Consider the following 23,706-nt stretch of genomic DNA (forward strand, 5'->3'; position numbering starts at 1 on the left):
GCGTGCGCACGGCCGCGACAGCGACCACGCCAGAGCGATGCGCAGCCGACTTCTCCAGGTGCGTGACATGTGGGGTCCGCCCGCTTGGCCGCGCGCCAGGCTCACGAGCCGAACAGCTGCGTCCAGGTCCGGTCGTCTTCGACCAGGCCGAGGCCCATGGTGGTCAGGTTGCAGTTGAGGATGTTCGCGCGATGGCCTTCTGAATTCATCCACGCCGACATCACGTCCTTGGGTGAGCTCTGGCCCCGGGCGATGTTCTCACCCCCGGGCGACTGGTAGCCCTGAGCCTTGGCTCGGTCGCTGAAGCTGCGGCCGTCCTGGCTCGTGTGGTTGAAGTAATGGTTCGCCGACATGTCTTCGCTGTGCAGTTGCGCGGCGCGGGTGAGACGGTCGTCGAGCTTCAAGGGGCGGCATCCGGCCTTGGTCCGCTCCGTGTTGACGAGTGCCAGGACCTGCTCGGCCGGGGTGTCCGCCGGGTCGGCGGTGGTGGGAGTGGGGGTCGGCCTGGTGCGGGGCGGCGGCGCAGTCTTCGTCTTCGACGGTGCCGACTTGGGCTTCGGTTTCTTGTGAGTCGCGCGCGGCTTGGGCGAGTGCGACTTGCTGTGTGAAGGCGAGGCGGAGGCCGTGGGTGAAGGGGGCGGCGTGGATTCGGAGTCGGCCGCGGACTGCGCCACCGTGTCCTTGTGCCCGTCCTCGTCTGTCGGTAGCCCGTTCATGGCCGCGATCGATCCTCCCGCGAGCAGCGTGGCGATCGCGGCGGCCAGGCCGGTGGTCCGCCGCCTGCGTATTCGCTCTTGTACGCGGCGGCTGTGCCGGCTTCCCTGTTGTCCGCGGCGGCGGCCGTGCGAGTCAGCGTCGCTCACCGCTCGCAGCATGGCCGTGTCATCGCCGCTCGTGGATGTCGTCGTCATGTCACCGTGTGTGCTGAACGCCGTCGGCTCGATGGGATCCGTGGCGTCGTAGAGGGCAGCCAACGCCCCGGTACCGGTCAGCGCGGCGGCCACGGGCACCAGGCCCAGGCCCACCAGCAGCCCCTCGGCGGGTACGAGTCCGGCCTGGTGCCCCGAGCACATGCCACACTCCCGCGCGTGCCGTGCGATGCGCTTGCGCCACAGCGCCGAGGGGCGCCGGTCCCAGTTGTCCGTCACTTGGTCGAGGCGAGCACACAACGGCGTGGCGGACAGCGCGCGCACCACCAGGCGGGCGGTCTCCAGCTGCGCCTTCATCCGCTGCACGCGCACCCCCGTGTGCTGCGGCGACATCTCCATAGCGGCGGCCACCTCGGTCCGGCTCAGCTCGCCCGCGGCCTCCAGCCACCACAGCGAAAGGAGCGCGCGGTCGTCGGTGTCCAGCCAGCGGGTGGCCTGCGCCACTTCTCGCCGCTGGCCCTCGAGCCCGAGACGGACAATCGTCAGGTCCACGAAGTCCGCCCCAGGGTCGGCCACCTCGTAAGCATCCTGCAGACCCAGATCGGCGGGTGCGGCCTGGCGCTTGGACCAATAGGTACGGACCTGGTTCATCGCGATGGCCACCAGCCAGGGCCGGAAGCCGAGAGGATCGTTCAGCGAGCCGAGACCGCGCAGCGCACGGAGCATCGTTTCCTGGACGACGTCATCGACGTCGGCATGCCCGTTCAGCGCGCGGCCGACGATGTTGTACACCAGGGGCAGATACGAGCTGACCAGCTCATCCTGTGCCCACAGCGCACCGCGCTGTGCCGCCTCGACCACCGCACGGTCGGCTTCCCCTGTCGCTGCCACGTCCGTCCACATCCCTTCCGAGTCCCGACATTCTCTGCCCGACACAGGGGGAGACCTCGGGCCGGGGGCCGCCATAACAGAAAATCGGCTACGGGACTCCGTCAGCAGTGTGCGCGGCCGGGGACCGCGGCATACGTGCGCTTCCCGCCCGCCGCGTACAACGCCACCGCATCGTTCCTGAACTCCGACGGATACGGAGACCTACGTCCCACCAGGACGCCCGTCACGCCACGCGCACCGGCAGTTCGGGATCCGATCCTGCATACGGGCAACGGGAGCCTGCCACATCACGTCCTACAGCACTGGGCGCGGATTCACGCACCAGCGGTCCCCCGGACGGAATCTGACAGAGATGGACTGAACAATGCCGTACACGCTCAGTCATGCGGCCGCGGTGCTTCCGGGGTTGCACCGGGACGGCAGGGCGCGGGGGCCGCTTATGGCCGCGGCGCTCGTCGCTGGTTCGTTCTCGCCCGACATGACCTACTTCGCCGATTCCCTGCTGCCAGGGGCCATGGCCTACGGGGATGTCGCCCACTCGCCCGTCGGTGTGCTGACCGTGGATGCGCTCGTCTCGGCGGTGCTGGTGGGCGGCTGGCTACTGGTCCGCGAACCGCTGGTGGCACTGTTGCCCCGGGCGTGGCAGGGCCCGGTGTACGCACTGGTACGCGGTCGCTCCTGGCGGGGGCGGGCTGTCGTGCCGCTCGTGTTCTGGTTCTGGGTGTCGGCCGTCCTCGGCGCGGGGACGCATGTCGCCTGGGACGCTTTCACGCACCCGGGCCGCTGGGGAGTGCGGCATGTCCCCGCCCTCGGTGAGGTGGTGGCCGGTCTTCCCCTCTACTCCTATGTGCAGTACGGCACTTCGTTGCTCGGCCTGCTGCTGCTCGGTGCATTCGTCGTCTCGGCGGTGCGCCGTCTGCCACGGGACACCCCGCCGGCAGCCGACCTGCCGCGCCTGACGGTGCGGGAGAGGGCGCTGGCAGGTGGGCTGCTGACGCTGGTCGTCCTGGCCGGCGTGGCACATCGCTGCCTGCGTTCGTACGGGGAGATCACCAGCGGAGCCGAGGGCGCCTCACTGCTCCACTTCGTTCCCACGGCGATGTTCGGGGCGGGGGCGGGGCTCGCGCTCGGGTTGCCGGTCTATGCGCTGCTCGTACGCTTCGCCTCCCGCGCGGAGCAGCCCTGAACACGGGTCTTAGCGGCAGCACTGTCGTGGTGGCCTGGCCCGAGTCGGCCCGCTCACCGGCAACGGCTGCTTTCGTACGCGCGGCGACCGACTACTGCCCTCACGGCGGAGAACAACGTCCTCAGCGCCCTGGGCTCCTGAGCGCGCGGGGCGCGATGTTGACGACTCAGGGCATCAGGGGGAGTTTGCCGACCAGCCGGCTGACGCGGTTGCGGGGGCCGACGATGCTGACCGCGCAGTAGTCCATGTCCTCGGCCGGCGTCTTGCCCATGGCTGTCTGGTAGTCGGTGAAGACCAGCGTGCGCTGGGCGATGGTGGGCATGTCGGCGATGTAGGTGTCGGGTGCGGCGGCCGCCTTGGCCCGGATCGTACGCAGAGTGGCGGCGTCAGCGGCGAGCACAGTACAGCCCACCCAGGGCAGGGCAGGATGGATGTTTCCCTCGGCGTCGGTGACGTCGACGCCGAGCAGTCCGGGCACCTGGACAGCCGTGGGGGCGGCCGCACAGATTGCAGCGTTGGTGGCCCGACCCGGCGGAAGTGCCTCGTCGACGACCACCACCCACTTCAGCCCCGCCTCGCGGGCCGAGAGGCTCAGGTTCACCTCATCCGGTTGGAAGCCGACGGTTGCACCGGTCTCGTTCGCCTTGAGCATCGATTGCTCCTCGTTTGTAAAGTTCGGAGACATGCAGAGAGGCTAGGCATCTGTACGATGCCAACGCAATGAACTCGTATATCTCACGGAATGAGGTGGGTTTTGGTGGCCCTGGACGAACTTGATACGGCGATCTTGCGGGAACTGCAGTCAGATGCACGGAAGACCAACCGGGAGGTGGCTGCGGCGGTCGGCGTATCGCCCACAACGGCGCTGGATCGCACTCGGGCTCTGCGTCGGCGTGGCGTTATCCGAGGAGCGATCCTCGATGTGGACCTCGCCGCGATCGGCCGCCCGGTGCAGGCCATGATCGCCGTCCGGGTCCAGCCCCCGTCGCGCCCCGTCATCGAAAGCTTCCGCGCTTGGGTCAGCGCCCTGCCCGACACGCTGGGCGTATACGTGACGACCGGGTCCGAGGATTTCGTCATCCATGTCGCCGTCCCCGACAACAACGCGCTGTACGCGGTCGTGATCGACAAACTCACCCAGCGCCCCGAGGTCGCGGACGTGCGCACCTCGATCGTCTTCGAGCACATCACCAACACCCGGATCGCTCCCATGCCCGCGCCAGGTTCCTGAGCGAGACACCCTCGCTCGGCAAGGACCGGCCGTCTTCCAGGTGATCCCACCCGCTGACCAGCTTCCCGAGCAGGACCACCTTCGCCCTCGATGCCGGGCCCTCTACGCGAGCTCGCAACGCGGCTGCTGCCTCTGTGACGGTCGGGCGGTCGGGCGGTCACGACGCGGCGGACCGGCGGGGGCCGTGTGTGGCAGGCGTCAGTGCGGTCGCGGCCACATCGGCCCGGGAAGACCGCCGCGACGTGCGGAGTGGTGCCCCCCTGGTCCAAGAGCCCAACTCACCGTCCAGTCGCGCATGCTGCCGATGCGGTCTTCGAGAACGGCCGCCCCGCCCTCCCGTAAGGCCCCTTCTCGACCCGAGGACCGGCGCTCGGCTGAGCCATGACCAACTGCACGGACCGTGTGTGCCTCATGGAGTGCCCGTGGTGGGGAACTCGCCGATGACCGGGGCGAGATAGCCGCGCAGCGCCTTCTTCAACTCGACCGTCATTGCAGCCCGTTCGTCCCCTTCCGCCGCGACCACCAGCGGGACCATCGCCTGGAAGATCTGTACGCCGACGCGGGCCGTGCGCTGCCGCTCGCCCTCCGGTAGCCCGGGAGCGCGGGCGCCGATCATCGCCTCGATCCGGCCGAGCAGCGCCTCCTGGATGGGCTGGGCCGCATCGGTCAGCCCCTCGGGCATGTCGGGACGGGCGAACAGCGCCTTGAAGCCCGGATTGGCGATGTTGAAGCCCACGATGGGGTCGACGACCCGGTCCAGCAGCTCGTCGACGTCCAGGGCAGCGAAGTCGATCGCGTCGAACGCCTCCCGGTGCGCGTCGCGCAGCTGCGTGACGAAGCGGTCGGCCAACGCCTGTGCCACGGCGTGTTTGTTGGCGAAGAACTGGTAGAGCGAGCCGGGCGAGATGCCCGCCTCGGCGGCGATCGCGATGGTGGTGGCCTTCTCGTAGCCGACCCGCGCGAAGACCGCCGCCGAGGCGTCGAGGATCTGCGCCATCCGCCGCTCGCCCCGCGCCTGCCGCCGCCGCGGCCGTGCCTCATCGGCCATGTCCTGCTCCTCCTGCTCCGAAATCTTCGGTGCGCCGGGTCTTCCGTTGCGCTGGGTCTCCGGGCCCGCCGGCTGCTTCCAGCGGCGCGCAGTTCAGACTCAGCTTGAAAACGCGAATAATCATTCGTATTCTCCGTCGCACACGCCAAACGCGAATGATTATTCGCGAATACTACCGTGGGGGCTTCATGCTGGGCACCTTCATCGCGCGGCGAGCACGCTGGATCGTGTTGATCGGCATCGCCGTGACCCTGCTCGCCGCCCTGGTGGGCGCGGGCACCCTCAACGCGCTGTCCCTGAACCGTTTCGAGGCGCCGGGTTCGGAGTCGATGCGGGCGCGCGACATCCTCGCCGAGGAGTACGACACCGGCAGCGCCAAGCTGGCCCTGCTGGTCACCGCCCGGCACGGCACCGTCGACGGCGCCCAAGTCGCGGCAGCCGGCACCCGACTCACCCGGAAGCTGGCTGAAAGCCCCGGTGTGGGGGACGCCTGGTCCTACTGGACCCGCGGCACCCCCGCCACCCTGCGCAGCACCGACAGCCGCCAAGCCGTTGTCCTGGCCCACGCACCGGGCGACGCCGACACCGTGCGGCGGGACCTGCTGCCGGGACTGGTCGAGGAATTCACCCGCACCGACGAGGCGATCCGCGTCCAGGTCGGCGGCGGCGACGAGGTGTTCCGGCAGACCATGGAGCAGGCCCGGCAGGACTTCGTCCGCGCCGAGCTGGTGATCCTCCCCTTGGTGCTTCTGCTGCTGTGGTGGGTCTACCGGCGGCTGTCCGCAGCGCTGGTCACCGTCGGCATCGGGCTCTTCGCGGTGCTCGGCTCGCTGGCGCTGCTGCGCGCAGTCGTCGCGTTCACCGAGATCTCCACCTTCGCCTCCAACATCGCGCTGGTCATGGGTATCGGGCTCGGCGTCGACTACGGACTCTTCGTCATCTTCCGGTTCCGCGAGGAGCTGCGGGGCGGAGCCGAGGTGCGAGAGGCCGTCGCCCGGACCGTGCGGGGCGCGGGCCGCACCGTGGTCTTCAGCGGCGTCACCGTCGCGGCCTCGCTGTCCGTACTGCTCGCGTTCCCCTTTCCGTTCCTCAGCTCCTTCGCGTACGCGGGGGTCGCCGTCGTCCTGGCGGCCGTGTCCGGCGCAACCGTCCTGCTGCCGGCGGCACTGGCGCTGCTGGGCCGCCGCATCGAGCGGCGCCGACCCGGCAGCAAGCCCGAGACGGCGGGCTTCTGGTTCCGCACCGCAACCCGCGTGATGCGCCGCCCCCTGCTGCTCGGCGGAGCCGCGCTCGCCGTGCTCGTACTGCTCGGCTCGCCCTTCCTCGGAGCCCGGTTCGGACTGCCCGACGACCGGGTGCTGCCCGACTCGGCTCCGGCGCGCCAGATGTACGACAAGATCCGGGCCGGTTTCACGGTGGAGGAGGCCGACGCCGTCCACGTCGTCTCCCGATCCGGCAACGGCGATACGGCCGGCGCCTACGCCGCCGAACTCTCCCGTCTCGAAGGTGTCGTACGCGTCGACTCGGCCGCGGGCTCCTACCATGACGGGCACCGCGTCCCGGCCCCGTCCGGGATCTCCTTCCACGCCGCGGACGCCACCGGCACCCGGCTGGCCGTCGTCCCCTCCTCCGCCCGGCTGGAGGCCGACGCCACCGGACTGGTGCACGACATCCGCGCGGTCCCCGCTCCCTTCGCGGTGGAGGTCGGCGGCTACGCGGCCGAACTCACCGACTACCGCGACAGGGTGACGGACCGGCTGCCACTCGTCGCCGGGCTGATCGTGATCGTGACCTTCGCCGTGCTGTTCGTGATGACCGGCAGCCTCATAGCGCCGCTCAAGGCGACCGCGCTCAACGTGCTCAGCCTGTCCGTGATGTTCGGCGCGCTCGTCTTCATCTTCCAGGACGGCCACCTCTCCGGCCTCCTCGGCTTCACCCCCACCGGCGTCATAGAACCGAGCATTCCGATCCTGATGTTCTGCATCGCCTATGGGCTGTCCATGGACTACGAGGTCTTCCTGCTCTCCCGGATCAAGGAGGAGTACGACCGCACCGGCGACCCCATCGGCTCCGTCCCGCGCGGCATCGCCCGCAGCGCCCCCCTGGTCACGGCCGCCGCCGCCATCCTGGCCGTGTCCTTCGCCGCCTACGCCACCGGCGACGTGGTCTTCCTCAAGCAACTGGGCATCGGCATGGCACTCGCGGTGATCGTGGACGCCACCCTCATCCGCGGTGTACTCGTCCCGGCCCTCATGCGCCTTGCCGGCCACGCCAACTGGTGGGCTCCGGCCCCCCTGCGCCGACTCCACCGCCGCATCGGCCTCACCGAGCACCCTGCACCACAGCCCGCCGGCGACCGATCGCAGCCGGGCGGGGCCGCGCTTACGGAACCGACTGTGCGCGCGAGCACGCCCCGTTGACTGAACCAACCCTGGGAATACCCCAGTTCAGAGGGAAGACGGTGTCCGCAGTCGCTACGGTCACCGGTCGTGACGAACGACGCGCCCGAGCGCGATCTGGCCGTCGGAATGGCCTCCGAGGCCGCCGCTCAGCCCTCAGAGTCGGTGGGCGCCCGACATCATGGTCGTGGTAGGTCCATGCGCGGGAGGGATGGGTGCGGCGGGTGTCTGGAGGCGGACAGGCGGCTTTGACGGAACTATGGCAGCGGCGTTGGCCCAGTTGCCCTCCGGTTGGGTACAAGCTCCGGGACCCCTATCGGGATGTCTGGGTGCGCTTTCACAGCCTGCCGGAGTCGAAGCGGTACGCGGAGGACGAGGGCGAGTACGCCGTTGTCCTGGAGCGTTACAACACCATCCTCGATGAGTTGTTCGCTGGTGCGGACGTGTACGTGATCACTCCCGTCTGGGCGACCGAGGCCGAGGTTCCGTCATTCCAACCCGACGCGGGGTATTGGCAGAGTCTGCTGGTGGAGGACGATCCTGACCCTGAGTTCCGCACGTACTGCCACCTCTTCGCCGCCCGCCGGCCCTGGCGGCGTGGCTGCATCGACGAGTTGCTCCGAGACATCGCCGACGACACAGTGGCGGGAGTTCTCATTGCCGATATCTGGATGCAGCGCATCCACCACCCCTACGACGGTGGCGCCGACGTCTTCCTGGCCACGTCCGAGGAACGGGACCGGATGCGCGATCGGCACGCCGACTGGCTTTCCAGCCATCCATCGGGTCTCTGACCAGGCCGGATCACCGCCCACCCACGATTCCTCAGGTAATCAGGCAACGGAAGCAGATGAGCACCGCCGCCATGCCCACGAAGGCGAGGAAGTACTCGGCCCTGCGCTCGTAGCGGCGGTGCAGGCGCCGGCAGCCGGTCGGCCAGGACACCGTCCTCTCGACCACCCAACGGTGGCGACCGAGCCGCTGAGAAGACTTGACGCCCTTGCGGGCAATGCGATGGCGGATGCCGCGCTTGCGGAGCCACCGACGGAGGTGGGGTGGAGGAGCCGGTGCGGCGCGGGCACCGGGTCGAGTACGCGACCGGTGCTGAGCACGCGGTCTCGGTCACAGCGCACAGCGCCGCCGGCTGGAACTGCCCGCGCTGGAGCCGTTCATTCCGCTCTCTCACATCGGTCCGGACGTCATGGCCGCGTGGCTGCGGCACTATTTCGCGGCGATGACGAAGACATATCCCGTACTGCGCGACAGGTGCGAGGCCGCCGGGCCACCGGTCGTGGTGCCAGTTCCGCAGCCCCGCTCGAGGGGGTCAACGGCTCTGCGGCCCGGAGTGCCGGGACTCTCGTACGTGCTGCTGGGCAACCTGCTCGCGGAGAGCGGCGACTTCGCTCCTCAGGTCCTCCAGCTGCCGGTGCAGAGCCTGGATGGCGACCATGGCCACACCATTGGCGTCGGTGCAGCAGATGGTCCGGTCGTCCTCACCGACTTCGAAGGCCGCCCACCAGTCCTGCGCCATGGGGCCGAGGTGTCGTACGTGCGGTGGATCCCAGTGATAGCGCCATGTGCTCACCGGCAGGCGTACCACCTGCTCCAGCACGTGGTGGCCGTTGACAGGCGCGCTCGCACGGACTGCTTCGCCCGTGGCGCCGGAAGCCGGCCCAGCGGGCGAAGAGCCCTTCTGGCGGCATTCCCTGACCGTCGCCGGGGTGCGCACCCTGGCCAGCATGCCGCGCAGGAACCACCCGGTCACCGGTTCCAGACCACCGGGGTGACGGCGGTCTTCCACGCCCGGTCGGAGGCGCGGCGTGTCGAGGGGACGGCGCCTGCGTCCGAGTCGCCTGACTGCTTCCCGGAACCACCGCCGGCTGCATCGAGGTTGGTGTCCGTTGGGTCGCGGCGGGGCGGCCCTGTGGGCGGAAGCACGAAGTCGTGGGAGCAGTTGAGCGAGGAGTCGTTGCCGAAGTGGAGGATCGGCCGGTCGCAGCCGGGCTGGGGGTGGTTGTCCTTGGGTCCGAGGCAGTACTCCGGCCACAGCACAGGGACCAGCGAGTAGCCGCCGCAGCACAACGGCAGCACGAAGAACCGTTGCGCGTCGGCAGCCTTGCCCGTGGCGCCCGGTTCCTGTGCCTTGGTGAACGTCATCCCCTCGCGCGGGTTTGTGTCGTTGACCGTCAGCCGGTCTCCGGAGCTCTTGTTCTCCAGGCTGAAGACGGTGTTGTTCTTGATGTAGCCCTCCAGGCGGATGACCCACAGATGCTTGTTGTCCTTGATCTGGTCGACCGGATCCGTGGCGATCTGCAGGTCACCGCCCTGGGTCAGATAGCCTCCGGTGACCCGATGGATGATCATGATTTCCTTGCCGTGCTGCACGGACCTGACGAAGGTGTCGAGAGCATTCGCGTACACTGATTCTCCCTTTTTCGGGGGACCCTGGAGAAAGCCGGTCAGAAGCTGGGGCGGAAGTGCCGGAAAAACGCGGCCTGCCGTTGCCCGGGCCCTCCATCGGCGCCCGGTGGACTCCAGCGGGAATGCCGTGACTACGGCGACCTCGCGGGTCGGTTAATGTCGGCTTGAATGTGATTCCCGGCGCTTTCCGTACTGAACCTGACATGCCCGGGAGCGCGAGGAAGCAGGTCCCGCGCAAAAGGCGTGAAAATGATAATCCCCAATGCGCTTCCGCAAGCGAGGTCTCGCCGTGCATGCCGTTCCCGGCCGGGAATCCCACCGGCTTCTTCTGGGACGACCGGAGCGCGGAGCGGAGGGCGCCGTCATCGTCGTCGCGGTGGCGCCAGTACTGTCCGCCAGGGTGTGCGCCCGCGTCGATCAGGGCGGTCACACCCGCGGCAGCGGCAGGGCCGGCCGCACAGATCGGTGAGGGATGGGTGGATTCCTTCGCGCTCGGCGTCGGTCAGTTCTGTACCAAGCCCGGTCTGGCCCTCGTCCCGATGGGAGCCGACGGCGACGTCCTGCGGGACGAGGCCGTCAAGAAGGCCCGCTCCATCGCCCCGGCCTGGATGCTCAACCAGAGCCTCCACGACGCCTACCAGGGCGGGGTGGCACGGCTCGCCCGAGTCCCCGGTGCCGTCGCCCACGCGACCGGTGAAGCCCCGGGTACGGAAGGCTTCGCCGCGGGGGCCGCCCTGATCGAGGTCAGCACGGTCGACCTGGCGGCCCACCGGGAGACACTGCTCGAGGAGTGCTTGGGCCCGGTCGGAGTCCTCGCCCGCTACTCGGACGAGGGCGACCCGTGGCAAGGCCCCGCTCGACCCGTTGCGCTACGGCCTCGCGTTTGAGTATCCGCACTCATGACCGATCCTCGGAGTGCTCCATAGCCTTCGTGGCATGTGGACTCACAGCACCGTCGGCATCACCGGGGTCGGGTCTGCCCTCCCCGAGCAGATCGTGGATTCCGGGCGGCTGCAGGAGCAGGCTGCCGCGGCCGGCGGACTACCGCTGCCTGACCGGATGTTCGAGCGGGCCACCGGTATCGCGACCCGCCGTTTGGCCGCCGACACCGAGTACGCCTCCACTCTCGCCATCCGCGCCGCCCGCGCCGCGCTCGACAGCGCAGGGCTGGACCCGGTCGATGTCGACCTTCTCCTCTTCGCCTCCGCCACCCGCGACGTGGTTGAACCCGCCACCGCGCACATCGTGCAGGCGGCACTCGGCTCGCGCGCACACGCGCTGGATGTGACCAACGCCTGCAACAGCTTCATCGGCGGCGTCGACCTGGCCCGCTCGATGCTGCTGGCGGGCCGGGTCCGCCGTGCGCTGGTCGTCACCGGGGAGACGCCGAGCCGCGCCGTACGGCGTGCCCCGGCCGACCTGGCGCAGTTCCGCGACGCGTTCGCCGGGTACACGTTCGGCGACGCGGGCGCGGCAGTCGTACTGGAGCCGGTCGCGCGTGGCGGCATTCTCGACGTCGACACCGAGACGCGCTCCGAACACTGGGCGGTCGCCGGCATCTTCGGGGGCGGGTCACGGCATCCGCGCGGTGACGAGCACACCTATTTCCGCGGGGACGGCGCCGAGCTGCGGGACGTGTTCGAGAAGGTCGGCACGTCCGTGCTGGACCGGGTGCGGCACCGGATGAGGCTGGAATGGGAGGACTTCCGGCACATCCTCGTCCACCAGGTGACGGTGCCTTACCTGGAGCGGTTCGTCGAGATGACGGGCGTGCCCAGGGACCGGCTCGTCGTCACCGTGCCGGAGCTCGGGAACGTCGCCAGCGCCACACTCGGCATCCAGCTCGACCGCGTGTACGACCAGATGTGCCCCGGTGACCGCGTCCTGCTGGTCGGCCTCGGCGGCGGCGTCAGCATCATGACGATGGTCTGGGAGAAGGCATGACATTCGTCGAACAGCGGACCAGGCAGGTCGAACCGCGCCCGACGCTGGCCGAACAGCTGTGGGTGGTGGTGCCCGCCCACCAGGAGGCCGCGCGAATCCGCGACACGCTCGACGCGCTCGCGGCGCAGACCGACCGGGACTTCACCCTCCTCGTCGTCGACAACGCCTCCACCGACCAGACCGCCTCCGTCGCCCGGGAGTTCGCGCGCCGGGCTCCGTTTCCCGTGCACGTGGTGGCCGAGAGCGAGAAGGGCGTCGGGTGCGCCGTCGACACCGGGTTCCGTTACGCCATCGCGCGCGGCGCCACGCTGCTGGCCCGCACCGACGCCGACTGCCTGCCGCACCCCGGCTGGACGGCCGCCGCGCGGGCCGCGCTGGGAGGTGGTGCCGGAATGGTGTGCGGCCGGATCGTGGCACGCCGGGACGAGCACGGGCCGGGCGGGCGTGCGGCGTTCCGGGCGATGGTTGTCCTCGCCGCGTTCTTCGGGCGCGTACGGCCCGCACACCGGCGCCGCCATGGGTACCTCGCCCCCTACCGGATGCACGCGGGCAACAACATGGCGATCACCGCCCGGCTGTACGCGGACGTCGGCGGCATGCCGCGCCGACCCTCACCCACCGACCGGCTCTTCCTCAACCGCGTGCGCGGCCGCACCGCCGCAATCGTCCACGAGCGCACCATGGTCGTGGGCAACTCCACCCGGCGGCTGCGTGCCTACGGCATCGTCGGAACCGCCCGCTGGTACCTCGACAAGGGCCCGGGCTCACGGGGGGAGGACCCGCGCTGATGCTGGACACCCTCGACCGCGCCCTGCGCCGCGAGCCGCACCGGCCCGCCGTACTGGGCACCACCCGCACCGGTGCTCCCCGCGTCAGGGCCACCCGTGGCGATCTGGCCGACCTGGCCGACCGCTACGCCGCCGCCCTCCACGCGCGGGGTCTGACGCCCGGCGCCACCCTCGGCGTCGCCGTACGGCCCGGCCCCCGCGCCCTCGCCGTCATGCTGGCCGCCTGGCGGCTGGGGGTGCGGGTGGCGGTCCTCGACCCGGGTGCCGGCCCCGATGTGCTGCGCTCCCGGCTCGCCCTCGCCTGCCCCGACCTGGTGCTCGCCGACGCCGCCGCACAGGCCGTTGCCGGGTGGGCCCGGCCGCTGGCCCGCCGCGCCCGGCTGGCCCTCCCGGACCTGACACGGCTGGGCGGCCCGGTCGTGACGCTCGGCCCCCGGCTGCCGGGGTGTGCGCCCGCGCTGGAGACGGATGTGAGCGCACGCCCACCCCGGGCGGGGGAGGGGGACGGGGACGCCGTCATCGTCTTCACCTCCGGGACCACCTCCCGCCCCCGAGGTGTCGTCCACTCCCGCTCCTCGCTCGCCGCCGGAATGGCCACCGTGACCGACCTCGTACGGCCGGCGGCGGGACGGCCCGTGCTGGGCGGGACGTTCTTCGTGCTTGTACCGTCCCTGGCCGGCGGTGCGCCCGTCGCCCTCCCGGCCCGCTCGCCGCGCGTCCTGGCCCGGCAGCTGCGGCGCCTGCACCCGCAGGCCACCTATCTGACGCCGCCCCAGCTGCGGGCAGCCCTCGCGGTGGGCGCCCCCTTCACCGGACGGGTGTGGACCGGCTCGGCGCCCGCCGGTGCCGGGCTGCTGAGCCGGGTGAAACAGGCCGGGGCCGAGGAGGCGTGGGGTGTGTACGCCCTCACCGAGCTCTTCCCGGCGGCGGCCGTCGAACAGTCGGACAAGGCGGCGTACGAGGCGGACGCAGGAGCCGGCGACCTCGTGGGGGCGCCGCTGCCGGGCGTGGTGGCGAAACCGGGCCCGGACGGCGAGCTGTACCTGTCCGGACCCGGCGCCCGCCATCGTTACCTGGGCGAACAGCCCGACCCGTGGGTGGCCACCGGCGACCGCGCCCACCTGGACGACACCGGCCGCATCGTGCTGGAGGGACGGGTCAAGGACATGGTGCTGCGGCACGCGGAGAACATCTACCCGGGCCTGTACGAGCCCGCGCTGCACGTGCCGGGTGTCGAACTCGCCCTGCTGGTGGGGGTACCGGCCCAGGATGGCGACGAACGCCTCGTCGCCGTCGTCCAGCCCGCCCCCGGGACCGACCGCCGCCGGCTGCACACCGCGCTGGCCGGGCCGCTGCGGCGGATGGGCACGGCACGCCCGGATGCGGTCCTGCTGGCCGAGATCCCACTGTCCGGCCGCTCGCGCAAGCCCGACCGCGCGGCGACGGCACTGCTCGCGGCCGGGCGCTGGCGAGAGGCGGTGCGGATGACACGGCCGGCACCGTCGGCGCACGGTCGCCGTACGGCAGGGCGCTCGGCCGACGACTGTTGGGCGCCCGGACAGTCGCCCCGCTCGTGGTCGGGCACGTCGGGAGGGACGGGGGAGTGATGAGCGCCGACCCACCCGGAGTTCGGGCCGCCCGCCGCCGCGACCGCCGCGTCTACACCCGCTCGCACCCGGTCCTCTTCGCCCTGCTGGCTGCCACCCGACGCCGTCCCGTGCTCCGGTTGGGCCGCACGGTGCTGGTCCACGGCACGGACGCCTACCGGCAGGCCCTCACCCGCCTGCAGCTGGACCGTACGGCGGAGGGGACGACCGGTGGCGCGATCCGCGAACTGGCGGACGGAGGCGCGCTGTTCGACCAGGAGGGCGCCGGGCACCGGGGCGCCCGGCGGCTGCTCGCCGACGATCTCGGCACGGCCGGCATCGAGCGGCTGCGCCCCCACTGGCAGGAGGTTCTCGGCCGCCGCCTCGCCCCGCTGAGGGCCGGCCGGGAGGTGGACATGGTCTCCCTCGCCCGGGAACTGGCGGGGGCCACCACCGGCGCGCTCCTGGAAGTGCCGACCAGTGGGGAGACGCTCGCGAAAGCCGCGGCGGACGCTGCGGCAGCCGCCGTACGCAACCACCTACCGGGCCTGCCGCGCCACGGGGCGGCGCGCGCAGCCACGCGCGCCACCGCACGGTTGGAGGCGCTGCTCGGCGAAACCGGGCGTGACGTTCCCGAGCGGGCCGGCGGTCACGGTGCGGGCCGGGGTCGCTCCTGTCCCCGGCATACGGCCGAGGGGCGCCCTTGGGGGCCAGGTCTGCAGGCCATGGTCGCCGTTGCCGCTGTCAACACGATCGTGGCGGCCCTGCCGCGCGCCGTCGCCTGGTGTGCGGACGCAGGGCTGTGGGAGCAGGCCGCGGACGAGGGTGAGCGCGACGTACTCGTCGCCGAGCTGCTGCGGGTGACCGCGGCCTCGCCCGTGCTGCCCCGGGTGGCCGCCGCCGACGGTGCCGTCGCGGGGTGCCTCGTGCGGGGCGGGGACCGGCTGGTGCTCGTCGCCCGGCACGCCGCCCGCGCGCACCGTGCCGCGCCCTGCGTCACGGCTCCGGCACCGGCCGCCGTCTCCCAACTCGTGTTCGGGGCGGGGCCGCACGCATGCCCCGGCGCCCGGCTCGCCCGCGCCCAGCTCGCCGACGTCCTCGCCGCTCTCGCCCCCTACCGCCCCGCGGTCGCTCGCGCCCGAGCCGATCGGCGGGCGGCGCTGCCCGGGTGGCGCTCGCTCGTCGTCCGCCCCCGCCGTACCCCGCCGGCCCTCGGGGAGGAACGATGACCACCATCGCCGTCACCGGAGCGAGCGGCTTCTGCGGCGGTCACATTGCCGCCGCGGCGGCGGACCGGGGCGCTGAGGTGCTGTGTGTGGGCCGCCGTCCCGGGCCCGTCGGCCGGCACCTCTACTGGGACGCGGCGACCGGCACGCCGCCCGACCTCGGTGGCGCCGAGCTGGTGATCCACTGCGCCGCCGCTGTCGGCGACCCGGCGCCGGGCACGGCCGCCGAAGCCGCGATGCGCGCGGTGAACGTCGATGGGACGGCCCAACTGCTCGACGCCGCCGCAGGCCGCCCGCTCGTCTTTGTGAGCAGCGCCAGCGTGTACGCGCCCGGCCCCGCCCGCGCCCACCTCCGTGAAGAGGACCCGATCGGCGGCCAGTTGAACGAGTACGGCCGCACCAAGGCCGCCGGAGAGGCACTGGCCCTGGCGGCGGGCGCCGTGGTGCTGCGGCCCCGCGCCGTGTACGGCGCCGGGGACCCGCACCTGGTACCCCGGCTGCTGGCGCGCGTGCGGCGCGGCCTGCTCCTGCTGCCGGGCCGCGACGTCGAGCTGAGCCTGACCGCCGTGGAGAATCTGACCGACGCCTGCCTGGCCGCCGCCTGCGGCGACTGGCCGCCCGGGGCGTACAACATCGCCGACCCGGCCCCGTACCGCCGCGACGACGCCGTCCGTACGGTCCTCGACGCGCACGGCGTGCACGCGTGCGTCGGCCATCTGCCCCTGCCGCTCGCCCGTGCGGCGGCCACCGCCGTGGAGAAGCTGTACCGCCTGCGCGCGCACGCCGACCCCCCGCTCACCCACTACGCCGTCGACCAGCTCGCCCACAGCGTCATGCTCGACGTCACCAAGGCCCGCAAACAGGGCTGGGCGGCGACCCGGACACTGTCCGACTACGCGGCGGCGGTGCGTTCCGCGCGGTAGTGCGACGCGGCGCCGGGGTCAGCCTTCGTCGGGCGGTGCCTCGAGCAGTTGGAGCGAGGTGGCCGTGTCCAGCGCGGCACGGATGAAGGCCCGCTCCGACGGGCGGTCCCTGGTCGACGTCCGTCGGATGACGGTGATCCGGCGCTTGATCGGGTCACGGAAAGGGAAGACGTCGACGCCCGCGGGCCGCAGCGGCAATGCGAGTTCGGCGACAAGAGTGACGCCGAGACCGGCCGCCACCATCGCCATCGCTGTTGCCTGCTCGTCGATCTGATGCGCGATGTGTGGTGTGAAGCCGGCCGCCCGGCACACCGACCACAGGGCGCGGCCGAACTCGGTGTCGGTCCCGGACGCGACCCAGGCGCACTCGGCCAGGTCCGCGAGCTCCACGGGGGCGCCCAGAACCGTACGGTCCTCGTCGGTACGCCGCGGCAGAGCGGTAGTCGGGAGAGGCCGCTCAGCGAACCCTCCGGGATCCGCCGGTGGGTTCAAGCTCCCGTGCGGGGCGACGAGGTGGAGCTGTTCCACACCGATGAGCGTGCACTCCAGGGCGCTGTCCCGGGTACCGGAGCCGGGTGCGGCTGGATAGTCCAGCACGAACGCCAGGTCGAGGTCGCCGTCCCGTACGGCCGACTGCGTCTCCTCCGGTACGACCTCCCTGGTCTTGACCCGTACGCCGGGGTGCCGTTCGGCGAGGGTCGCCAGAGTGGGTGGCACGAGGGTGCCCGCGAGGGTCGCCAGTACGCCCACGGTGAGGTCGGCGGTGAGGGTTTCCCGTGCCTGCTCGAGCGCTATCCGGGCGCGCTCCTCGGCGGCCAGGATCCCCTCGGCGTGCTGCGCGAGCACACGCCCGGTCTCCGTCAGTCGCACGCGGCGCCCGACCTGCTCCAGCAGCGGCACGCACACCTCACGCTCCAGCGCCCCCAACTGCTGGGAGACGGCGGAGGGCGTGTAGTGGAGCGCCGCTGCCGCTGCGGTGATGCTGCCGCACCGGGACAGCTCCCGGAGCATCCGCAGGCGATTCAGCGAGAGCTCCATTAACCGAACCTTAAGCATTCGCTGAAGGATTTCCCAATAGACGTGAACGAATTCGGTGAACGAGACTGCGTGCGCAGCGACAAGCGGAGGTCGGCCAGACCTCGCTCCGCAGCCCTACCTCAGTCATCCACCTGTCTCAGCGATCACGCCGGTCCCTCGCATTCGTCAACACAGAGGGCACAGGGCGAGTGGCCACCGAACGATCCACGGGAAATCCTTCATCAGGAAGAGGGTCACATGGGCACCACAGAGCACGGCGGACACGGCCCCGACATCACCCGGCTCGGCAGCGCTCCGTCGCCGGGCTGGCTCACCGAGGAGACCGCGGCGTCGATACGGGCCGCCGAGGGCCCCGCTTTCGACGAGGCCGAGTACGGAGCGCGGCTGAGCGAGCTGCGCGGTCGCATGGACCGGCTGCCTCTGGACGCGATGCTGGTCTTCCGCCCCTCCAGCGTGGAGTACCTGTGCGGCTATCACACAGCCGAGACGGCTCCCCAGCCGCTGCTGGTCACCGCCTCCGACACTCATCTCTACCTTCCCGACCTGGAAGTCGGAAGGGCACTGGCCAGCTCGGTGGCCGGGAATCTCCACTATTGCGGTTACGCGGACGCGCTGCGCGGACTCGAACTCTTCCTTCAGCACGCGGCTTCGGTGCTCCCCAAGGGCGCTCGGGTCGGCGTCGAGATCGGGCATGCCTCCACGCCCCCGCGCGCGCTGGACATCCTGCGCGATCAGGGCCTGGCGGTCGTGCACCCCGACTACCTCGTCGAGCGGGCCCGTCTGGTGCTCTCACCCGCCGAGCTGCGCCGGATGGAGGAGGCAGCCGCAGTGACGCAGCAGGGGGTGGAAGCGGGAGTGGCCGCCAGCCGCGCCCCGGGCGCCACCGACTCTTCCGTAGCCGCCGCGATCGCCGCGGCACTGTACGGCGAGGCCGACTCACCCTCCGCCTGGGGGCCGGTCGTCGCCACCGGGCAGCGCGGCGGCATCCCGCACTCCAGCTGGGTGGGAAGGGAGTTGGGCAGCGGGCCCACCTTCATCGAGTTCGCCGGCACCCGGGCGCGCTACCACGCGCCGGTGATGCGCACCGTGGTGCGGGACGGAGCGCTGAGCGCCGCGGACCAGCGGCTGGCCGAGCTCGCGCGTACCGCCGTCGCCGCCGTGCTGGAGACCGCCGCAGACGGCGTCACCGCCTCGCAGGTCGCCGTCCAGGCGGGGAAGGCACTCGGCCCGCTTCCGGACGACGTCATGTTTCACCAACTCTTCGGGTATCCCGTCGGCCTGGCCCACAAACCGCACTGGATGGACGGCGCCCCGTTCTATCTCACTCCCGACAATCACGAACCTTTGGTGAGCGGCATGGTGTTCCACATTCCCGGCTCGTTCCGTTCCTTCGGCACGTCGGGGGTCGGACTGAGCCAGACCTTCGTAGTGGAGGAGGGAGGCACCCGAGTGCTCACCCACGGCCCGGCGGACATCATCGAAGTGTGAATTCCGCGTTCTATCTGGTGCTGGTGGCGTTTGGTTCCTGTGGCGTTCACGTCGGAGACCGACGGAGAACCTCTCGACTGACAGACCCGCAAACCGCATTCACTCTCCCGAGCATTCCGAGGTGATCGTGAACACAGCCCGTACCGCCCCCGAGCATGTTGCCGTCGTCGGCGCCGGTATGGCCGGACTTTCCACCGCGTGGTTTCTCCAGGAACGCGGGGTGCGCGTGACCGTTCTGGACCGTACGGGAGTTGCCGCGGGTTGTTCCTGGGGGAACGCGGGCATGCTGAATCCCGCGTTCACCGTGCCGCTTCCGGAGCCTTCCGTGTTGCGTTACGGCTTCAAGTCGTTTCTCGACCGCTCCTCGCCGGTGTCCATTCCGCCGACGGTCGACCGGCAACTCTGGTCGTTTCTCCTGTCGTTCGCGCGCAACTGCACGGCACGGCAGTGGCAGCGCGCGATGGCGGTGTTCAACGAACTCAACCGCGGCTGTCTCGCGGCATACGAGCAGCTCGCCGAGGGCGGCGTGAGCGCTCCCGTGAAGAGCGCCGACCCGCTCCTCATCGCCTGCCGGAACCGTCAGGACCGGGAGCACGTACTGAAGGAATTCGCACACATCAGCGCGACCGGCGGCGACGAAGCCCGATTCGAGACCGTTACCGGTGGGGACCTGCGGGAACTCGAGCCCGTACTCAGCGCTGAAGTCCGCACCGGACTGCGGGTGTACGGGCAACGCTTCATCAACCCGCCCGAATTCATGCGCACTCTCGCGGAAGACGTGCGCAACCGGGGCGGTGAAATCGTCGAGAATTACTCCGTGACCGGCGTCCACGATCTGGGTGAAACCGGCGTCGAGCTGGTCCCCTCCTCCACCTCGCTGAATCCTGACACGGTGCGTGCTGACGCCGTCGTACTCGCCGGCGGCGCCTGGCTGAATGACCTGGCACAGCCTTTCGGCGTAAAGATGCGGGTGCAGGCGGGACGTGGATACAGCTTCACGGTGCGACCGCGGGTGATGCCCACGCACCCGATCTACCTGTCGGGCCAGCGCATCGCCTGCAATCCGCTGGGCGACCGCTTCCGGGTCACCGGCAGCATGGAGTTCCGCTCGCCGGACGCGCCGTTGGATCTACGGCGTATTCGCACCATCATCGAATCCGCACGGCCGATGTTCTCCGGTATCGATTGGAACGACCGTCACGAGGAGTGGGTGGGATCGCGCCCCTGCACCCCGGACGGGCTGCCGCTGATCGGTCCCAGCCGCTCGCCCCGTGTGCAGATCGCCGGAGGACACGGGATGTGGGGCATGGTACTCGGGCCGCTCACCGGCAGGCTCCTCGCCGACGCCATGATGGGCAACGGCGAAGTGCCACCGCTCATACGCCACTTCGACCCGCTGCGCTGAGCACCCGGTCCGGTCTTCGGCGTACTGGGTCACCGTGCGCGATCGTCGGCCCGTTCCGGGGGCATCGCCCCCGGAACGGCGGGCCGCTCGCGTCACAGGACCGGCTCTGCGGCGGCGACCGTCTCCTATGCTCCGGCCGTGGACGGATATCAGGGCCTGACCGCATTGATCGAATCGGCCTGGGAGGAGCTGAACAGCTCCGATGCGGGCCGCAGGGACCTCTGCCTCGATGCCGTCAGCGACGTCCTGGAGACGGGCCGCCTGACGCAGGACGACACCGAGCGGGCCGTCGAGCGTCTCGTCACCGTTGCGCTCTCCGACGAGGGCCACCCAGTGCGGGAGTCCGCGCTGCACGCAGTCTGCACGGCCTCCACACACTACGAACTTCCCTACCGAGTGGTGGAGCCGCTCGCTTCCGGGGTGGATGGCTTCGACCCCTTGCTCCTCGCCTACGTCCTGGCCATCCTCGGCTGCACCCACGACCAGGCGGCGCTGCCGATCGTCGAGCAGCTCCTCCACCACCCCCACTCCGAGGTGCGCAGGGAGGCGGCGGAAGCGGTGACGGAACTGCGCTGTCACCACCGGGAGTCCGACCCGGACAAGACGGCTCAGCGAGCCGGATGAGTTGGATGAGCCGGATGAGCTGGAAGAAGGGCCGGTCGAGCAGCTGGCGGAGGCGCGGGGCGAACGTGACGAACTCGCCGTCGCCGAACGGATCTGGCAGGGATGAGCGACCGCAGCGGTGCAGTGCCGCAGACTCCGCCAACGCCCGCGGTCTGCCGCACGGGTAGGGTCCGGCCGGGGCGAGAGGAGCCCGGCCGGCCGTGGTCATGGAGCGACGGCGGCCTCCACAGGTCTCGCCCGCAGCGCGACCGACGCCGGGAACAGGATCGTGGCGAACGTCAGCGCCACCGCGGTCCCGACGATCGTCGGGTAGATCCACCCAGGCCCGCTGGGCAGCACCGACCCGTCCAGGGCCGGCCCGAACGGGACCAGTGACCCGGCGGCGACCCCGGTACCGAGCACGATCCCGATCAGCGCCGTCACCAGCGCCTCGACCGACACCATCCACATCACCTGGCCGCGGGCCGAGTCCTTCAGGTGGGCGAAGCCGTGTTCGGCGGGGGCGCGTCGGGCGGCCAGTACCCGGTTGGCGCCCTTCCGGCCGGCGGTGCGCTTGCGGGCGCGGGTGGAGTTGAAACCGGTGACGACCACCGGGGGGCGTCCGCGTCGTCGTCCAGGCCGAGGAAGCAGCGAGAGCCGGGAAGCACTGTGCAGCCTAAGATCCATCGGAGAGACTGTGGGTCCGGCGGCACACCTCGCCATTGAAGGCGAGCTGTGAGGATCAGCTGGTGCGGTAGTTTTGCGGTCCGCTGGAGGTCACGGCCCGGATGACGGCCGCGGCAAGCCAGGGCTCGATGGTCCCGTCAGTGGTGTGGTCGGCGCGGGTGGACAGCGCCGCGATCAGGTAGCGGTGGAACACGTTGTTGTACTGGTAGCGATGGCCCTGGTGCCACTCGTCACCACCACGGCAGGGGCTGTTGCCGCCCCCGGTCCGAGGGCACCAGAAGGTTTGGCGCCATGTCGCTTCGTTGCCCCACAAGTAGTTGAACATGCCGTTGGCCGCGGAGGCGTCGGGGAACGGAAAGACCTGGATCGAGACCACGACGGGATTCTCAGGGCTGGCGTGGGGGCCGGGTTGCTCCAGATAAACCCCGGTCATCACCTGTGTGCAGCCACGGGCAGCGAGCTCCGCGACCATGTCGTCGCTGGAAGCTGCCTGGTCACAGGGGCGGGCTCCCCCGGCCACCCGGGCGAAGTCGATGCCAAAATCGTTGGTGAACCTCTGAGGCAGTAACGCGTCTTCGGTGAACGGAGTCTCGTCGGTACTGCTGCTGTCCCACGCCTGCGGGCCGAGCTCGGTGAACGGATCGGCCGGTCCCGGCGGTTGCTGTGTGCCGTCCATGAGACGCGTGCGCGGCTGCCGCACCTCCGTGGTACGCGCCTCCGGCATGCCGTCATTCGCCGGAAAAGGAGCCGCCTGAAGCCGCTGAAGACGTTCAAGGACCAGCTGCGCCGACTGGGGGCGCCGGTCGGGATCGCGTTGCAGAAGCTCAGCAACCAAGCCAGTTACCCCAGGCGGCAGGCCAGGGCGGAGAGAATCAAGATGTGGTGCCTCTTCGTCGAGTTTGCGCCGCATGACCGCGAAGCCGTTGTGACCGGTGAAGGGTGCTTGACGAGTGAGCAAGGCAAACAACACCCCGCCGAGGGCATACAGATCGGAGCGTTCGTCACCACGCTCTGTGAGGAACTGTTCCGGGGCACCGTACTCCGGGGTACCGGCCGGAGTCAGTTGAGAGGAGTGAGCCACCGAGAACGTGGTCTGGATGAACCCCGCGATCCCGAAGTCGAATACCTTGACCTGCCCGTCTTCGCTGATCATCACGTTGTGGGGCTTGATGTCGTAGTGGATGACGTGGGCCCGGTGTGCGGCGATCAGCGCCGTGCAGATCCCGCCGGCGATCTCCAGGGCTCGCGCCAGGAGCATGGGACTCTCGGAACGGATGTGCTCGGTAAGCGTCGTGCCCTCGACCTTTTCCATGACCAGGAACAGCATGTCCTCATGGACCCCCCGGTCATACAGGCCAACTACGTTCGGGTGGTTGATCTGAGCGGCAGCAACCGCCTCGCGCTCGAACCATTGAGGAAGTTCCGGGTGGCCTGATCCGCCGAGGTCAAGCAGCTTGAGCGCGACATCACGGTGGAGAGTGCGGTCCCGTGCGGCCCAGACTTCGCCCATACCGCCCCGGCCCAGCCGATTGAGCAGTTCGTAACGGCCCGCGATCAGCTCTCCGCGCTGCACACCTACCTCCGTCCACTCTGTGGAATGTCAGATGTCAGAGTACGGCCAGCGTCATCAAGGGTTGTCCGGCTGGTCACTGACGGATCCACAGCCGGATCGCGGCGACGGTGACTGAGCCGTGAAAGACGAACGCTCTCTTGTCGTACCGGGTCGCCACAGCCCGGAAGCCCTCGGTCCTGGCTCGGCGCTCAGACCATGCGAGAACACGAAGGTGAACAACAGCATGGCCGGCCAGAGAAGGCGCAGCGGGCCCGCCGAGGAGCGGGCCCGCTGCATTCCGGGCGGAGACCAAGCGTCATCACGGCGTGATCCTGACGTGAGAGAGGCGACATTGGGAAGGCCGGCTCCGCCGCCGGTCGTGCTGCCCCTGATCGCCTCCGGCCCCTGATAACACCGGAAC

At 70.4% G+C, this 23,706-nt stretch carries 21 protein-coding genes and 2 pseudogenes; 13 read left to right on the forward strand and 10 right to left on the reverse strand.

Features of this window, described 5'->3' with window-relative positions:
- Positions 1 to 101 precede the first annotated feature (101 nt).
- Positions 102 to 1,772, reverse strand: coding sequence for a sigma-70 family RNA polymerase sigma factor (locus tag ACTWQF_RS21255; RefSeq protein WP_443281179.1), 1,671 nt, complete (start codon positions 1,770 to 1,772; stop codon positions 102 to 104).
- A 352-nt stretch (positions 1,773 to 2,124) separates the two neighbouring features.
- On the opposite strand from ACTWQF_RS21255, the gene ACTWQF_RS21260 reads away from it, so the two are divergent.
- Positions 2,125 to 2,946, forward strand: coding sequence for a DUF4184 family protein (locus tag ACTWQF_RS21260; RefSeq protein ID WP_443281180.1), 822 nt, complete (start codon positions 2,125 to 2,127; stop codon positions 2,944 to 2,946).
- Positions 2,947 to 3,112: 166 nt separating this feature from the next.
- On the opposite strand, the gene ACTWQF_RS21265 is transcribed toward ACTWQF_RS21260, so the two are convergent.
- The gene (locus tag ACTWQF_RS21265) at positions 3,113 to 3,631 is read right to left on the reverse strand and encodes a DUF2000 domain-containing protein (RefSeq protein WP_443281181.1); all 519 of its coding nucleotides are present in this window, start codon (positions 3,629 to 3,631) and stop codon (positions 3,113 to 3,115) included.
- A 72-nt stretch (positions 3,632 to 3,703) separates the two neighbouring features.
- On the opposite strand from ACTWQF_RS21265, the gene ACTWQF_RS21270 reads away from it, so the two are divergent.
- Positions 3,704 to 4,177, forward strand: a complete 474-nt coding sequence (locus ACTWQF_RS21270) for an Lrp/AsnC family transcriptional regulator (RefSeq protein ID WP_443281182.1) — start codon at positions 3,704 to 3,706, stop codon at positions 4,175 to 4,177.
- A gap of 409 nt (positions 4,178 to 4,586) precedes the next feature.
- Here the strand turns inward: ACTWQF_RS21270 and ACTWQF_RS21275 are convergent, their stop codons facing one another.
- A complete protein-coding gene (locus ACTWQF_RS21275) occupies positions 4,587 to 5,225 on the reverse strand; it encodes a TetR/AcrR family transcriptional regulator (RefSeq protein WP_443281183.1) in 639 nt (212 codons plus the stop codon).
- 155 nt (positions 5,226 to 5,380) lie between these two features.
- On the opposite strand from ACTWQF_RS21275, the gene ACTWQF_RS21280 reads away from it, so the two are divergent.
- Both ACTWQF_RS21280 and ACTWQF_RS21285 read left to right on the forward strand, forming a co-directional pair.
- Positions 5,381 to 7,645 carry an MMPL family transporter gene (locus ACTWQF_RS21280; protein ID WP_443281184.1) on the forward strand — a complete coding sequence of 755 codons (2,265 nt, stop codon included), beginning with the start codon at positions 5,381 to 5,383 and terminating at the stop codon, positions 7,643 to 7,645.
- Positions 7,646 to 7,848: 203 nt separating this feature from the next.
- Positions 7,849 to 8,418, forward strand: a complete 570-nt coding sequence (locus ACTWQF_RS21285; protein ID WP_443281244.1) for a DUF3885 domain-containing protein — start codon at positions 7,849 to 7,851, stop codon at positions 8,416 to 8,418.
- A 31-nt stretch (positions 8,419 to 8,449) separates the two neighbouring features.
- Here ACTWQF_RS21285 and ACTWQF_RS21290 read toward each other — a convergent pair.
- From ACTWQF_RS21290 to ACTWQF_RS21300, 3 genes and pseudogenes are all read right to left on the reverse strand, one after another.
- Positions 8,450 to 8,677: pseudogene (locus ACTWQF_RS21290) on the reverse strand (IS5/IS1182 family transposase); the annotation flags it as partial.
- Positions 8,678 to 8,948: 271 nt separating this feature from the next.
- Positions 8,949 to 9,389 carry a tail fiber domain-containing protein gene (locus tag ACTWQF_RS21295; RefSeq protein ID WP_443281185.1) on the reverse strand — a complete coding sequence of 147 codons (441 nt, stop codon included), beginning with the start codon at positions 9,387 to 9,389 and terminating at the stop codon, positions 8,949 to 8,951.
- Entirely contained in the window at positions 9,386 to 10,045 is a 660-nt protein-coding gene (locus ACTWQF_RS21300) for a hypothetical protein (RefSeq protein ID WP_443281186.1), read from the reverse strand. The genes ACTWQF_RS21295 and ACTWQF_RS21300 overlap by 4 nt, the downstream gene beginning before the upstream one ends.
- A gap of 476 nt (positions 10,046 to 10,521) precedes the next feature.
- Here ACTWQF_RS21300 and ACTWQF_RS21305 point away from each other — a divergent pair, with 476 nt between their 5' ends.
- Genes ACTWQF_RS21305 through ACTWQF_RS21330 form a run of 6 tightly spaced genes read left to right on the forward strand, consistent with a single transcriptional unit; the run spans position 10,522 to position 16,512 of the window.
- Positions 10,522 to 10,932 carry a hypothetical protein gene (locus ACTWQF_RS21305; protein ID WP_443281187.1) on the forward strand — a complete coding sequence of 137 codons (411 nt, stop codon included), beginning with the start codon at positions 10,522 to 10,524 and terminating at the stop codon, positions 10,930 to 10,932.
- 49 nt (positions 10,933 to 10,981) lie between these two features.
- Positions 10,982 to 11,989, forward strand: coding sequence for a 3-oxoacyl-ACP synthase III family protein (locus ACTWQF_RS21310; RefSeq protein WP_443281188.1), 1,008 nt, complete (start codon positions 10,982 to 10,984; stop codon positions 11,987 to 11,989).
- A complete protein-coding gene (locus tag ACTWQF_RS21315) occupies positions 11,986 to 12,777 on the forward strand; it encodes a glycosyltransferase family A protein (protein WP_443281189.1) in 792 nt (263 codons plus the stop codon). Before ACTWQF_RS21310 ends, ACTWQF_RS21315 begins: the two co-directional genes overlap by 4 nt.
- A complete protein-coding gene (locus ACTWQF_RS21320) occupies positions 12,777 to 14,384 on the forward strand; it encodes a class I adenylate-forming enzyme family protein (RefSeq protein ID WP_443281190.1) in 1,608 nt (535 codons plus the stop codon). Before ACTWQF_RS21315 ends, ACTWQF_RS21320 begins: the two co-directional genes overlap by 1 nt.
- A complete protein-coding gene (locus ACTWQF_RS21325; protein ID WP_443281191.1) occupies positions 14,384 to 15,592 on the forward strand; it encodes a cytochrome P450 in 1,209 nt (402 codons plus the stop codon). The genes ACTWQF_RS21320 and ACTWQF_RS21325 overlap by 1 nt, the downstream gene beginning before the upstream one ends.
- Positions 15,589 to 16,512 carry an NAD-dependent epimerase/dehydratase family protein gene (locus ACTWQF_RS21330; RefSeq protein WP_443281192.1) on the forward strand — a complete coding sequence of 308 codons (924 nt, stop codon included), beginning with the start codon at positions 15,589 to 15,591 and terminating at the stop codon, positions 16,510 to 16,512. Before ACTWQF_RS21325 ends, ACTWQF_RS21330 begins: the two co-directional genes overlap by 4 nt.
- An 18-nt stretch (positions 16,513 to 16,530) precedes the next feature.
- Here the strand turns inward: ACTWQF_RS21330 and ACTWQF_RS21335 are convergent, their stop codons facing one another.
- A complete protein-coding gene (locus tag ACTWQF_RS21335; protein ID WP_443281193.1) occupies positions 16,531 to 17,550 on the reverse strand; it encodes a LysR substrate-binding domain-containing protein in 1,020 nt (339 codons plus the stop codon).
- Positions 17,551 to 17,787: 237 nt separating this feature from the next.
- Here ACTWQF_RS21335 and ACTWQF_RS21340 point away from each other — a divergent pair, with 237 nt between their 5' ends.
- From ACTWQF_RS21340 to ACTWQF_RS21350, 3 genes are all read left to right on the forward strand, one after another.
- On the forward strand, positions 17,788 to 19,038 hold the full coding sequence (locus tag ACTWQF_RS21340) for a M24 family metallopeptidase (RefSeq protein WP_443281194.1): 1,251 nt from the start codon (positions 17,788 to 17,790) through the stop codon (positions 19,036 to 19,038).
- A 127-nt stretch (positions 19,039 to 19,165) separates the two neighbouring features.
- Positions 19,166 to 20,443 carry an NAD(P)/FAD-dependent oxidoreductase gene (locus ACTWQF_RS21345; RefSeq protein ID WP_443281245.1) on the forward strand — a complete coding sequence of 426 codons (1,278 nt, stop codon included), beginning with the start codon at positions 19,166 to 19,168 and terminating at the stop codon, positions 20,441 to 20,443.
- A gap of 138 nt (positions 20,444 to 20,581) precedes the next feature.
- Complete coding sequence (locus ACTWQF_RS21350) at positions 20,582 to 21,067, forward strand: HEAT repeat domain-containing protein (protein WP_443281195.1); 486 nt, start codon at positions 20,582 to 20,584, stop codon at positions 21,065 to 21,067.
- Between the two features lie 204 nt (positions 21,068 to 21,271).
- Here the strand turns inward: ACTWQF_RS21350 and ACTWQF_RS21355 are convergent, their stop codons facing one another.
- The 3 genes and pseudogenes from ACTWQF_RS21355 to ACTWQF_RS21365 form a co-directional block, all read right to left on the reverse strand.
- Positions 21,272 to 21,658, reverse strand: a complete 387-nt coding sequence (locus ACTWQF_RS21355; RefSeq protein ID WP_443281196.1) for a hypothetical protein — start codon at positions 21,656 to 21,658, stop codon at positions 21,272 to 21,274.
- 130 nt (positions 21,659 to 21,788) lie between these two features.
- A complete protein-coding gene (locus ACTWQF_RS21360; RefSeq protein WP_443281197.1) occupies positions 21,789 to 23,306 on the reverse strand; it encodes a serine/threonine-protein kinase in 1,518 nt (505 codons plus the stop codon).
- A 73-nt stretch (positions 23,307 to 23,379) separates the two neighbouring features.
- A pseudogene (locus tag ACTWQF_RS21365) lies at positions 23,380 to 23,484 on the reverse strand (IS5/IS1182 family transposase); the annotation flags it as partial.
- Positions 23,485 to 23,706 lie beyond the last annotated feature (222 nt).

The sequence above is a fragment of the Streptomyces sp. 8N114 genome, from assembly GCF_052245835.1.
In the GTDB taxonomy this organism is placed as follows: Bacteria; Actinomycetota; Actinomycetes; order Streptomycetales; family Streptomycetaceae; genus Streptomyces.

Excerpts from the sequence above, each read along its gene's own strand:
- ACTWQF_RS21255 (WP_443281179.1), bottom strand. The coding sequence starts at position 1,772 with ATGTGGACGGACGTGGCAGCGACAGGGGAAGCCGACCGTGCGGTGGTC.
- ACTWQF_RS21260 (WP_443281180.1), top strand. The coding sequence starts at position 2,125 with ATGCCGTACACGCTCAGTCATGCGGCCGCGGTGCTTCCGGGGTTGCAC.
- ACTWQF_RS21265 (WP_443281181.1), bottom strand. The coding sequence starts at position 3,631 with ATGTCTCCGAACTTTACAAACGAGGAGCAATCGATGCTCAAGGCGAAC.
- ACTWQF_RS21275 (WP_443281183.1), bottom strand. The coding sequence starts at position 5,225 with ATGGCCGATGAGGCACGGCCGCGGCGGCGGCAGGCGCGGGGCGAGCGG.
- ACTWQF_RS21280 (WP_443281184.1), top strand. The coding sequence starts at position 5,381 with ATGATTATTCGCGAATACTACCGTGGGGGCTTCATGCTGGGCACCTTC.
- ACTWQF_RS21310 (WP_443281188.1), top strand. The coding sequence starts at position 10,982 with ATGTGGACTCACAGCACCGTCGGCATCACCGGGGTCGGGTCTGCCCTC.
- ACTWQF_RS21315 (WP_443281189.1), top strand. The coding sequence starts at position 11,986 with ATGACATTCGTCGAACAGCGGACCAGGCAGGTCGAACCGCGCCCGACG.
- ACTWQF_RS21320 (WP_443281190.1), top strand. The coding sequence starts at position 12,777 with ATGCTGGACACCCTCGACCGCGCCCTGCGCCGCGAGCCGCACCGGCCC.
- ACTWQF_RS21325 (WP_443281191.1), top strand. The coding sequence starts at position 14,384 with ATGAGCGCCGACCCACCCGGAGTTCGGGCCGCCCGCCGCCGCGACCGC.
- ACTWQF_RS21330 (WP_443281192.1), top strand. The coding sequence starts at position 15,589 with ATGACCACCATCGCCGTCACCGGAGCGAGCGGCTTCTGCGGCGGTCAC.
- ACTWQF_RS21335 (WP_443281193.1), bottom strand. The coding sequence starts at position 17,550 with ATGGAGCTCTCGCTGAATCGCCTGCGGATGCTCCGGGAGCTGTCCCGG.
- ACTWQF_RS21340 (WP_443281194.1), top strand. The coding sequence starts at position 17,788 with ATGGGCACCACAGAGCACGGCGGACACGGCCCCGACATCACCCGGCTC.